This window comes from Streptococcus sp. FSL W8-0197 (assembly GCF_037963785.1).
GTDB classification, from domain to species: Bacteria; Bacillota; Bacilli; order Lactobacillales; family Streptococcaceae; genus Streptococcus; species Streptococcus oralis_CQ.
In genome coordinates, this window is the sequence record NZ_CP150168.1 from 354,730 (window position 1) to 367,245 (window position 12,516).

Genomic DNA, 12,516 nt, shown 5'->3' on the forward strand with positions numbered 1-12,516 from the left:
ACGTCAGAAGATCTCATGGTATTGGAATTAGAAACACCATCTTTTATCTGTGGAGTTCTTGCAGAAACTTATAATGGTAGTTCGGATGAGGTAAGACAAGAGGGACTCTCTTTTTTGGATGAGCGTTTATTTGAAAACGTGGTTGGATTTGAGAACAGCTATTCTCAATGATCATCTTATTTTATAGAGTCATACCAAAACATCCATGTATATTTGTGGATGTTTTTTAATTTTACAGATAGAAAAAGAGAAGACCAAATGGTCTTCTCAACGGGGGAACTGAATCATTAGAAAGAATCAATCAAAGAGGGTTATTAGTCTTTGAAATTCTTTTGGAAGATGAGGAGAGACAAGATAGAAGTAATGGCTGCCAAGAAGAGGAAGGCACTTGCTTCTTGTTCCCCAGTTGCAGGGAGTAGTCTTTCCTTGTCTTCTTTGACTGTAGCTGTAACAGGAGCTTTTTCATCTTTTGATGATGAATTATCTGTTACGGCTGGCGCAGGTTTTTCAGTCTCTCTTGGTAGAACATACTCAGGAAGAGTCACAACTGGTGGCGCTTCTGTTCCAACTGAGCTTTGTTTGCTACCTACCTCAATCACTCGATCTTGAGCTGGAGTTGCTTCTGTTTGGAGAACCTTGCGATTGTCACCGTCCACTTCAACATACTCGACTAAGAGACCGTCTTTCCCTTCTGATAGAACTTGCTCTTTTCCTTTGTCTAATTGTGGGTTTTCGCGACGAATCGTCTTGAACGGTACGACCTTATTGACGATTTCTAAGCTTGGAAGTGTAAAGACAAGGTCTTTAACCCCTTCCTCAGGACTTGAAGAAGTAATTGGTTTCTCAGGTTGCGCCGGTTTCTCAGGTTGAGTCGGCTTTTCAGGCTGAGCTGGTTTTTCAGGTTCAGCAGGTTTCTCAGGCTGAGCTGCTTCGAGTTTGTTGATTTGTTCGAGAGCAGTTTTTAGCGCTTGATTGACTGCTTCCTGAGTTTTAGCTTCCTGGATGGCAGCAATGGCTTGGTCAGCAATTTCTAATAATTTCTTCTTAGCTTCCTTGTTGGATCCAAGCTCAGCGACTTTTTTCTCGATAGCTTTTGTCAAGCTGTCCATAGCCTTATCATACTCAATTTCCGGTTGTTTTGGTTGAGCTGGTTGCTCAGGCTGGCCAGGTTTCTCAGGTTGAACTGGATTCTCAGGTTGAGTTGGTTTTTCAGGCTGAACTGGTTTTTCAGGTTCAGCAGGTTTCTCAGGCTGAGCCGCTTCGAGTTTGTTGATTTGTTCGAGAGCAGTTTCTAGCGCTTTATTGACTGCTTCCTGAGTTTTAGCTTCTTGGATGGCAGCAATGGCTTGGTCAGCAATTGCTAATAATTTCTTCTTAGCTTCCTTGTTGGATCCAAGCTCAGCGACTTTTTTCTCGATAGCTTTTGCCAAGCTGTCCATAGCCTTATCGTACTCAATTTCCGGTTGTTTTGGTTCAGCTGGTTGATCAGGTTTAGAAGGTTCTTCAGGCTGTTCCGGTTGCTCTGGACTAGGTTCCTCTTGGCCTCTTTGATAGTTCTCATCCTTGGATAGGATATCTTGTAGGGCACTGACTGTCAACATGACATCCTGAACATCCACTGCATCAGCACTGAGTTGGTTTCTCAATTTTTCTAGATTTGCTTGGAAAGCTTGGCGTGCAGTGGCCGTATTTTTCAAGCCTGCTGGGTCAAAGTTGGACAGATCGTCTTTCCATTTAGAGATAGACTGGATGATATCTGCCTTGCTGTAGAGTTCGCTACCTTCGCCACGAGTGATGAATTGGTCTACCTGAATACCGATATTTTGAGACAGATCGTTTCGATCAGGATCTAGTTGAAGTGTGACTGCGTGCAAGTTTTCGTCCAGACCTTTTAGGCTAACCAGAGTTTGATTGCCTTGGCGTTGAGCTGCACGACCGCTAAAGTATTTCTTACCATCAATAGTTGAAGCATTTCCCATTCCATCTTGGTAAGGAACTTCTTTGCCATCTAAGAAGACTTTGTAGATACCATGATTTGGATCGACATAGCCCTTGATATCAAGACCAGTACCGTAGAAGTAAGCTGTTACGGTTGTCTTTTTCTTTTGCTCATCAGTTAAGCGACCAAAGGAAGCCCAAGACTCTGTCTTTTGGTACTTATCTGCGGAATTGGTTTCATGGTGCCAGCCAGGACTGTAATCCAACTGACTAGCTTGGTCATCATAGCTTGTTTGATCCTTGATTAGCAATTCAGCTTTCATCACTTGGATGGTTGCATCGGTAGCAAAACCGAGCAAGGCACCATCAGAAACAGAAGTGAGCTTGGCTTTAAAGTCAAAGATAGAGTCGGCTTGTTCTGTAAAGTCAATCGTTGGGATGGTAACAGTCTTTTCTGTTTCTCCATCTTCAAAAGTCACATCTTGAGTTGTATCTTGGTAAACTTTACCGTGAACCCCAGTTCCAGGTTCTGTGATGAAGCGCACAGTAGCAGCCCCCTTGCTTCCACCAACACGTTTAATTTTAACAGTGACTGGTTTTCCTTTTTCGACTTCGTAGTTGGTAGACTCGAGTTCAAACATTCCCTTGCTATCATTGTTTAGGGTATAGATTCCTTCTGTAGCAATTGGTTCACCTGTTTTATTAACGAGGGTAATGGTGTGTTGACCAGGTGCTAAATCATCTGTTTCAAAGACTTTTTGGCTACGTTTACGGCTAGCATTCTTAGTTTGGACATCGGTAACCTTTTGACCATCAACGTAGACGGACATTTCTCCATGACCTGGATCGACCGTAGAGACGACATAGGCCTTGGTTCCTGTGAAGGTATAGCTTACTTTGGCATCTTTTTGATTGGTCCACATAGAAGTGCCACGAACACCTTCAGATTCATTGTACCAAGTTGTTCCAGCTGTATCTGCCGTTGTGTTTGAGTGGTATTCAAGTCCAAGAGGGTAGCCATCTGTCTTTTCAATGCTGCTTGGTGTCTTGTAGACTGAGAAGTTGGTCAAGATTGGAGTTGCTTGAGCACCGGTGATGGTCACACGGATTTTTTGTGCCTCTACAGGCTTGCCTTGAACCAAGCGACGGTAACCAACGGTCGAACCTTCACCGTATGTCACCCAACGTCCGTTGATTTCGACTTCAATCTTGAAACCAGAGATACGTTGGCCTTTGGCGATATCTTCCTTGAGTTCAACAACATCAAAACGCCTCTTTTGTCCTAAATCAACTGTAAAGCTACCGGTTGTGGCATCATTTGAGAGCGCCCAGCTAGTATCATCTTTACCGTCTGTCAGGTGACTTTCTTTGTAGAGGTGGTTCTGACGGGTAGAACTTGCTGTTACAGTTGCCCCTTTGGCAAAATCAGTCGCATACATTTGGTCTAGAGTTGCCTTGAACTCCTTCAAGCGAGCCACATCCGCATCTGCAAATTTTCCTTCTTTATTTGGTGGAATGTTGAGAAGGAGTGGGGTTCCACGACCAACAGACTTGAAGTAGATATCCATCAACTCTTTGAGTGATTTCGGCTGTTGATTGTCATGATAGAACCAGCCCGAACGGATCGAAACGTCAGCTTCCCCTACAGAGTACATATCACCATCTGGGTCACCATGGTTGAGGTATTCATTTTTCACATCGTCTGTGATGTTGGCACGTTTGACTTTATGCCAGACAGGGTCACCTGCGATACCTCGTTCATTTCCGATCCAGCGAACGCTTGTCGGCTGAGCAGAGAAGATGGCGATATCTCCTTCGGCTTCTTTGATGTATTTGAACCATTCATCAAAGGTATAGGTTACTTTTTGGGCACCGCTACCACGTGCACCGTCCATCCAAACTTCGATAAATTTGCCTTTATTTCCGTATTTCGGATTACCAAGGATTTCTTTCAGCTGGTTGAGATAGTATTGGTTGTATTCTTTTTCGGTTGCGACATGGTATTTAGGATGGTTGGCATCCCATGGGGATAGGTAAACACCCATGTTCATGTCGTACTTGCTAGCAGACTTGGAAACTTCTTCGAGAAGGTCACCCTTACCATCTTTCCATGGGCTAGCAGCTACGGTATGGTTGGTGTACTTAGATGGATAAGCAACGAAACCGTCGTGGTGTTTAACAACCATAATGGTCCGTTTGAAGCCAGTTTCCTTCAGGGTGCGAATCCATTGGTCTGTATCCAAGTTGGTTGGATTGAAGTATCGAGGGTCTTCTTTTCCATTTCCCCATTCAGAATTGGTATAAGTGTTCATTCCGTAGTGGATGAAGGCTGCCAATTCTTCCTTGTGGTAATCGAGTTGGGCCTTGCTTGGAAGAGGTCCATGGTTGCCAATCTCAGTTTCTTTATCTTCTGGATGAGCAACTGGAGGAGTCGGAGTTGTTGGATTGGCTGTATCAGCGATTGGTTCGTATTCAAAGACGACCTCATTCACCCCTTTTTGCTGGATAGTTGCTTCCAAGCTAGCCTTAACTGGACGGTAGCCAGTAATGTCTTTTGCATGGAAGGTGTTGACAAAGGAAACCTCATATTCTTGGCCTTCATTGTTATCAACTGTTGCCTCAGCTAGTTCAGTACTTGTTCCTTTTTGACGGTAGTAAACTTTAAAAGAGCCTTTGTTGACTCTATAGACAACCTTGATGACACGTGTACCGGCAGGCGCTTTGCTGACAACATTGTGATCTTCAGCCCAAGTATCTTTTAGTTGTTTATTGACTGCTACGCCATCAATGGATACAATTTCGTACTTGTCTTTATTTTTTTGATAGAAGTCCGTTTTCTCGATTTCTTTTTTGAAATTGTAATCAAATGGAGAATCAACAGCTGTCTGTTCGATAAAGGTATCATTATCTTTGACAGGATTTCCTTCCTCGTCTTCGTGTTGGATAAGGACACGACCGTATTCAACTCCCTTGGTCAAAGTAGCAATCCCATCTTGGTTGAAGGAATATTCGTTGCTTCCGATAACAGCTGTTTCGTTCCGAAGCATACGCCCCTCATCGGTAAAGTAGTAACGATTTCCGTTATCTCCTTGGTACCACCCTTTCACACCATATTTGGCAATCATATCTTTAACCCATTTCAGTTGTTCAGGTGAAAGGACGAGTCCGCCACCAAAGCGATCCTTTTCAGGGACACCATTGTCAACGGTTCCGTGTTGGTGAACACCGAGAACTTTTCCTTGGCTATCGACAATCCCACCACCAGACAAACCAGATACAGAAGTGGTTTTGTAGGTGATACCAGTCGTTCCCTTATCATCATAGGACTCAACAGATCGGATGGTCCCATCTGCCTTGTAAAGCTGACCAGCTAGGATAGGTTGTTTCAGTTCTTTTGAGCTCGAGTCAGTTGGGTAGCCAATCGTACTGATGGCTTCTCCCGGCTGATGCGTCTTGTAATCCGCTAAAGGTGCAAAGGTTGCTGCTTTGTTTGGACTGGCAATCGGAAGAGGAATAGGAGCTTCTACAAGAGCAAGGTCGTTCTTATAGCCTTTTCCAAACTCTTTCTTGTTCCAGAAATGGATATCTTTTTCTCTGAATAAAACCGTAGTTCCAGAAGATGGCAGTGAATTTTTCTTTTCGCTGTTTGAACCAACGTTATAGTAGAACTGGGCAGATTTTCCACCACGAATGTGACCCTCGCCAGTTTCTTTATTGGCCTCTAAGAAGTTATGAGCAACGGTAAGGATCAGGTTAGGTGCTACGAAGATACCTGAGCCTGAAACGAGGTAGCGTTGTTCCCCTGCATTGTAAGTGCTGTAAACCATAGTGGCAGCAGTAGCAGGTTGTCCCTCGTAGTTGATGTGTTTGAGGTCTTGTCCACCGTTAATGATGGCACGGTTTCCGTTCTCAGTTTCTTTTGGAGCTTCTTCCTTGTCCTTTAGAATGCTCTTAGTTTCTACTTTTGGACTAGCTTTCTGGTCAACGATAGTAGTCGTATCGAGTTCTTTGACAGGTGTGTCTGGATAGGCACGGTCCTGAATGTCTTCAGGGAGCAAGTCAGCACTGTTGGTATCGGCAACAGGTGTTTCTTGTTTTTCAGCTTCTACACGGTCTTCTTCTTTGACTGGTTCAACCTTGGTCTCTTCTATATCTGCTACTTGTTTCATTTGCTGATCTAAATTGGATGTTGTGGCAGGAGACGTTTCGTCTGCACGCACGGTTCCAGAAGCAAAAAATGCCAGTCCGACGATAACAGATGCCACACCTACAGTCAACTTCCGAATGCTAAATGTTTGCCCTTTTTCAAAAAGGTATCGATTCATAATATACTCCTAGTTTTTAGAAAGGCAGTCAGCTACTGCCCAAGCCCAAGTCTGACTTGGTTACAACTTGATTTAATGAAAAACTCTCTGATAATTTGTAAGCCACCTTACCTCCTGTTTATAAAGCGCTTTCATTTTAAGATAAAAAAATTTAAAAGGTCATTTCTCCCTTAAAATGACTGAAAACTTTTAATATAACAAATATACTAAATTAATGAAAGAATTGCAATAGCAAAAAGCAAAAAAATAAATATAAATTAAAGAAAATCAGTTACTTTTTAAAGAAAAAACGCATCCTTTCAGGGCTCAAACTAAATGAAAGGATACGTTTTAAAAAGAAATTAAAGTATTTTTTGAAGAGACTCTTGGATGGTTTGGGGGTCTGTTTTAGAAGAGAAGCGCTCAAGGACTTGCCCATCTCGACCAATGAGAAACTTAGCAAAATTCCATTCGATTCGTTTTCCTAGCGGGCCAGCTTTCTGGTCTTTTAACCAAAGGTAGAGAGGATCTGCTTCCTTACCATTGACCTTGACTTTGGCAAAGCGAGGGAAAGTGGTCTGATAGTGTAGGTTGCAGAAGCTATTGATTTCCTCTGCGCTGCCGGGTGCTTGTCCCATAAACTGATTGCAAGGGAAATCTAGGATTTCAAAGCCCTTATCTTGATAGCGTTCATAGAGTTCTTGAAGTCCCTGGTACTGGGGCGTTAAACCACATCCTGTAGCAGTGTTGACAATCAAGAGAACCTTGCCACGATAGCTCTCCAGGGAAGTTGCTTGGTTGTTTTGGTTCAAAACGGAAAAATCATATATACTGGTCATGAGGGCCTCTTTTCTTTTTCTACATTGTAACAGTTTTTACCTTTTTCGTCGAGTTGGATGGAAGAAGTTGTTGAAAAAATACACAATTGTACATAAGTCAGGACAAAATGATGTTCCTTTTATGAAACATGGTATAATAGGCCTATATAGCTAAATGGAGTGAACCTATCACTGGGGAATGAGAAAAAGGATAAAACAGCCATGTCAATAGTAAAAAGTGATATAAATCTTGCGCAAACCTATGCGACTCAGCTTAAAAATGCTTGTCAATCGTTAACAGCGATCGCAGCGGCTAGTCAAGACGACCTAACGACCCTTCAAGGGAATAACAAGGCCCATCAATGTCTGACAAAGTCTCGAAATCTAGCTAGTCAGATAACAGCCGCTGTTACCCTAACTTCCGAACGACTTCACTCTATAGCGAGTGATTTTGAGGCGCTAGATGAAGCGGGTGCCAATGGTTTTAGGAGTCATACATGAGCAAGTTAGATGAGTTGAAGAAAAGAGAGCGAGAACTCTTGTACCAGCTAGAAGACAATGGAAAAGAGAACTATCGCACCAAAGAACTGATAGAAACCTTTGAAGGGTATGATAGAGCTAGTCACCGTTATCAAAATGATTTGTGGGAGGCGGCCTATCAGAGCCGATATGCAGGACAGTTGGAAGAAACGCTCCTGCAGAGAAACCAACTTAAAAACCAAATTCTTGAGAACCTCAGCTACCGCATGGATGATTTGAAAAAAGAAAAGTTCCGGTTAGAGGGAGACTTGGATGAGGTCTACTATGAAAGACGCAAGGAACTAGAAAGAGAGGAGGAGAAACGACATGGGCATTGATATGTACTTAGAACAATCACAACTACAAAGTTCGAGTGTAGCGACCATGTGCCAATCTCAGGTGGAGGCTTATCAAGACTTGCAATCAGCCATTCAAAAGTTTTCAGAGGATACGGAGAGTCTAAAGGGCGATGCTTATAATTCGGCTAGAAGTTTTTTTGCAAGTGTCTTGCTTCCCTTGAGCAAAGGGGGACAGCTCTATGCGGAAACTTTCTCTCAAGCTATCAAGAAATTGCCAGAAGACTACCAAAGTATGGTCGACAGCAAGAGTTGGCGTGAGGATGATCTGCTTGATAAGATCCGCCAGGAAGAGCAAATGATCGCCTACCTAGATGAAGTCAACCAATCCCTTTCTTCCTTGACCATGGATAGCGAAGAAAAAGGGAGATTGAGACGTAGTAATGTGGAACTCATGCGAGGACACCACGCGAATAAACGCGTCTATGAAACGATTTTGGGAGACCTGCGTGCCTATGATAGCTACTCAGGAGGACTGTTCGATGATCTAGACAGTATCGACGTGCAGTTGAGTCGTGGACTGGCTCAGATCGAAACGAGTTGGGATGCAAAGACAGGGGTCTTTAAAATTCCATCTGACCTGACTTGGGCCAACTACCTGACTGCCTATTCTGATACAAAGGACATGCAACTCAGCCGTCAAGAGAAGGCCTTTGTCCAAACCATGATGGCAGAATACGGCTTTGATGCCGAGACAGCCCAACAGCTCTTGACCATCAAGCAAGGGATAGATAAGAAATTCCCAACCTCAAGTCAAGAGTTCCGTGACTATATCTTTTTGCGAGTCGTCGGTGCAGCCAACTATGATGACTTTAAGTGGAACGAAACGGCAGGTGGATTGTGGCAATATTTTTATTACGAATTTGTGAGTGATCCGAATACAGGCCAAAAATTGAGAACTTTGAAACCAGTTCTTGAAATCTTTCAAGAACTGGGGTTGAAAGAAGAAAAGGCCAAAGAACTGTATTATAATCTTAGACTGCAACACGAATTGGCTAGTGGGGAAAATAATGATTCAGAAACATTAAAAGTAAATTCTCCAAAGTTATATGAAACTTATAAAAAACGTTATTCCGAAGCTTATGATAAAGAAGATGATTTTGATAAGTTTTGGGATACCAAACTGAAGGCCTATTCTAACAACGGAGCGGGCCATGCAGACTTTACCCACCAGTCCATCACTATGGCGACTCATCTTAATCCTAATCAAGTTCAGTTAGCCGATATCTATGGCGGTAGAGAGCGTGTCAAGGACCTTTCAGGCTGGGAGGGAGACACGACTAAAAATGCTACGGATATGAAGCCAAGCATTGGTGAAGATGACTACAAGGCAGATTTGGACTCGGTCAATCTTATCGGCCGTATGCAGAAGGGACAATCCTATGACCAAGCCATCTCTTCTTACTATGTTGATCTTCAAAAGGACTCCACTCAGAGAGAAAGAGAGTTCCTAAAAAATAAGGATTGGAAAGAGGTCAGAAGGACTATCTATTCCAGCCTAGTACCTGCGTATATACTAAAAAAGGGCGAGGCATCTATTAAAGAATATATTGAGAGTAACTATCAAGGTGTATCCAAGTTTTTAAACCGTTTGGAAGCCGTGGCGGACTAGGAGGAAGTCTATGAAGAAAATACTAGGTGTTTTAACAATAGTTGTATTACTTGTATCAGTTTCTCTTTACTTCTTTATGCATCAACCTAAAAACATTTTTGATGAAATCTACCAGGAAACTGAGAAAACTTATCAGACAAATAATATTTTAAGAAACATAGATGGGTTTGATATTAAACCAGTTTGGCCAAGCGACGGAGAATTTTTAAGGTATACACCTTCAGGAAATTATAAAAATCTTCCGGAAGGTTATCTTGAACTAAGAATTGGATTTAGTTTTTATTCCGAAGATGAAATTGGTTCGATTTCATTTGAAAAACGTATAGAGTCCAACGTGAATATAAAAATGTGGACTGTATATTCTCATAAAGAACGTAGTTTAAAAAAATTTGTAAAAATAGTTTTGAAGAAGGCAGATACGAAAAATTACATCGAAGACGAAGCTCAGGTGAAATCCTACCTAGAGCAGTATGGTATCACTGCCAAGGATTTGGATTCTTATTACGACGAAATCGTAAACCAGAAAGTCTTGAAGGACTGGTGTACCATTTATGACAGCAAGTACTCGCCAAGCAATTATGGCGATGTGAAAGTCGAAACCCAGTGGGAGAATTGGTGATAACATGAAGAAAATCCTCGGTTTAGTAGCCTTATTCGTGATAATCATATCATCCTGTTTTTACTTTTTTGTGCGTCAACCTAAAAACATTTTTGATGAAATCTACCAGGAGACAGAGAAGACTTATCGGTCAAATAATGTTTTGAGACATATAGATGGCTTTGACATCAGTCCAGATTGGCCAAGTGATGACCCAAATATATCTAATAATCCGTTTGGAATTTACGACAACAAAACGACTCCTAGTAATTATTCTAAAATTAAAATTAGCTTTAATTTTGGTTCAGGTATTAAAGGAATGACGATACGTTTTGAAAAAAGGATTAATTCGGATATTACCCTATGGTATTCGGCTCACTATAATATAAAAAAGAAAATCCTCAAAAAAGAGCTTGCAATTTTTGAAGAGCCAAGGCAACCAGGTCAATATCTTGATGATGAAGAAAAAGTAAGAGAATATTTAAGAAAAAATAATATTCCCAAAGAAGAATTAGAGAAAGACTTTGACGAAATCGTCAACCAGAAGGTTTTAAAAGACTGGTGTACCATCTATGACAGCAAGTACTCGCCAAGCAACTATGGCGATGTCAAGGTTGAAACCCAGTGGGAGAATTGGTGATAAGGTGATAACATGAAGAAAATCCTCGGTTTAGTAGCTTTAGTCTTACTAGTTGTATCAGTTTGTTTTTACTTTTTTCCTAAACAACCTAAAAATATTTTTGATGAAATTTACCAAGAAACGGAGAAAACCTATCTAGGAAATAATGTCTTTAACAAGTTGAAAGATGTCGAAGTACGTAAGTATGAAATATATGATAAAGATATGCAAGGAACAGGAAAGTATACTCCCAAGGTAATTTACATTGATAATTATATTCCTGCAAATTATTCCGAGACTAAAATAGAGTTTAATTTCGATAGTATAAACAAAGGAATGTCTATTCGGTTTGAGTGGAAAGCAAATTCAAAGTTTTCTTTATGGTATTTAAGTTATTACAATTTTAAGAGTAGAACTCTAGAGAAAGAACTGGCAATTTTAGAGGAGCCAAGAAAAGCTGGAGAGTATCTCAAAGATGAAGAAAAAGTAAGAGACTATTTAAAAAAATACAACATAACCAAAGAAGATTTAGACAAACATTACGATGAAATCGTCAACCAGAAAGTCTTGAAAGACTGGTGTACCATCTATGACAGCAAGTACTCGCCAAGCAACTATGGCGATGTCAAGATTGAAACCCAGTGGGAGAATTGGTGATAAGGTGATAACATGAAGAAAATATTCAGTTTAGTAGCTTTAGTCTTACTAGTTGTATTATCTTGTTTTTACTTTTTTCCTAAACAACCTAAAAACATTTTTGATGAGATTTATCAGGAGACGGAGAAGACATATCATACAAATAATATTTTAAGACATATAGATGGATTTAAAATCAGTCCAGGTTGGCCAAGTGACGACCCTAATATTTCGTATACTCCTTTTGGAAAGTATGAAACTCTACCCAAAGGCTATAGTGATATAACCATTGACCTTAATTTTGGAAAAGGTATAAAGGGGGTGTTGATTCTTTTTGAAAGAAAGACTAATTCGAATATTACCCTATGGTATTCGGCACACTATAATATGCAAAAGAAAGTGCTCAAAAAAGAGCTCGCCATCATTGAAGAACCAAGAAAGGCTGGAGAGTACATTAATGATGAAGAAAAAGTAAGAGAATATTTAAGAAAAAATAATATTTCCAAAGAAGATTTAGACAAAGACTACGACGAAATCGTCAACCAGAAAGTCCTGAAAGATTGGTGCTCGATTTATGACAGTAAATACTCGCCAAGCAACTATGGCGATGTCAAGGTTGAAACCCAGTGGGAGAATTGGTGACAGGCCATGCAGACTTTACCCACCAGTCCATCACTATGGCGACTCACCTTAATCCTAATCAAGTTCAGTTAGCCGATCTCTATGGCGGTAGAGAGCGTGTCAAGGACCTTTCAGGCTGGGAGGGAGACAAGACATTTAATGCAAATGATATGAAGCCAAGCATCGGAGAGGATGATTACAAGGCGGATTTGGACTCGGTCAATCTTATCGGCCGTATGCAGAAGGGACAATCCTATGACCAAGCCATATCTTCTTACTATGCTGACCTTCAAAAAGATTCCTCTCAGAGAGAAAGAGAATTCTTAAAAAATAAAGATTGGAAGCATGTCAGAAGTACTATTTATGCTAGTATCCTCCCATTAGAGATTATGGAAAAAGGTGAAGATGCCATTAAAGCATATATTGAAAGTAACTATTCAGGTGTATCCAAGTTTTTAAACCGCTTGGAAGCCGTGGCGGACTAGGAGGAAATCT

At 41.1% G+C, this 12,516-nt stretch carries 11 protein-coding genes; 9 read left to right on the forward strand and 2 right to left on the reverse strand.

Annotated features, from left to right (window positions below; all coding sequences use genetic code 11):
• Positions 1-15: 15 nt before the first annotated feature.
• Positions 16-171, forward strand: a complete 156-nt coding sequence (locus NYE79_RS01925) for an ADP-ribosylation/crystallin J1 (protein ID WP_339293746.1) — start codon at positions 16-18, stop codon at positions 169-171.
• A 143-nt stretch (positions 172-314) separates the two neighbouring features.
• On the opposite strand, the gene NYE79_RS01930 is transcribed toward NYE79_RS01925, so the two are convergent.
• Together NYE79_RS01930 and NYE79_RS01935 are read right to left on the reverse strand one after the other, a co-directional pair.
• Positions 315-6,263 (reverse strand): alpha-L-fucosidase, encoded by a 5,949-nt coding sequence (locus tag NYE79_RS01930; protein WP_339293747.1) that lies wholly within the window; start codon positions 6,261-6,263, stop codon positions 315-317.
• Between the two features lie 341 nt (positions 6,264-6,604).
• Complete coding sequence (locus NYE79_RS01935) at positions 6,605-7,081, reverse strand: redoxin domain-containing protein (RefSeq protein ID WP_216728913.1); 477 nt, start codon at positions 7,079-7,081, stop codon at positions 6,605-6,607.
• A 201-nt stretch (positions 7,082-7,282) separates the two neighbouring features.
• Between NYE79_RS01935 and NYE79_RS01940 the strand changes: the two genes are divergently transcribed.
• From NYE79_RS01940 to NYE79_RS01975, 8 genes are read left to right on the forward strand one after another with little or no spacing between them, the layout of a single operon-like run.
• Complete coding sequence (locus tag NYE79_RS01940; protein ID WP_339293748.1) at positions 7,283-7,561, forward strand: TIGR04197 family type VII secretion effector; 279 nt, start codon at positions 7,283-7,285, stop codon at positions 7,559-7,561.
• On the forward strand, positions 7,558-7,917 hold the full coding sequence (locus NYE79_RS01945; protein ID WP_216728911.1) for a DUF3958 family protein: 360 nt from the start codon (positions 7,558-7,560) through the stop codon (positions 7,915-7,917). Before NYE79_RS01940 ends, NYE79_RS01945 begins: the two co-directional genes overlap by 4 nt.
• Entirely contained in the window at positions 7,907-9,547 is a 1,641-nt protein-coding gene (locus NYE79_RS01950) for a T7SS effector LXG polymorphic toxin (RefSeq protein WP_251464334.1), read from the forward strand. The genes NYE79_RS01945 and NYE79_RS01950 overlap by 11 nt, the downstream gene beginning before the upstream one ends.
• Positions 9,548-9,557: 10 nt before the next feature.
• Entirely contained in the window at positions 9,558-10,166 is a 609-nt protein-coding gene (locus NYE79_RS01955; protein ID WP_216728909.1) for a TipC family immunity protein, read from the forward strand.
• Positions 10,167-10,170: 4 nt separating this feature from the next.
• Positions 10,171-10,785, forward strand: coding sequence for a TipC family immunity protein (locus NYE79_RS01960; protein WP_216728908.1), 615 nt, complete (start codon positions 10,171-10,173; stop codon positions 10,783-10,785).
• 12 nt (positions 10,786-10,797) lie between these two features.
• Positions 10,798-11,421, forward strand: a complete 624-nt coding sequence (locus NYE79_RS01965; protein ID WP_216728907.1) for a TipC family immunity protein — start codon at positions 10,798-10,800, stop codon at positions 11,419-11,421.
• A 12-nt stretch (positions 11,422-11,433) separates the two neighbouring features.
• A complete protein-coding gene (locus NYE79_RS01970) occupies positions 11,434-12,042 on the forward strand; it encodes a TipC family immunity protein (RefSeq protein WP_216728906.1) in 609 nt (202 codons plus the stop codon).
• A complete protein-coding gene (locus NYE79_RS01975) occupies positions 12,039-12,506 on the forward strand; it encodes a hypothetical protein (protein WP_216728905.1) in 468 nt (155 codons plus the stop codon). The genes NYE79_RS01970 and NYE79_RS01975 overlap by 4 nt, the downstream gene beginning before the upstream one ends.
• Positions 12,507-12,516: the final 10 nt, after the last annotated feature.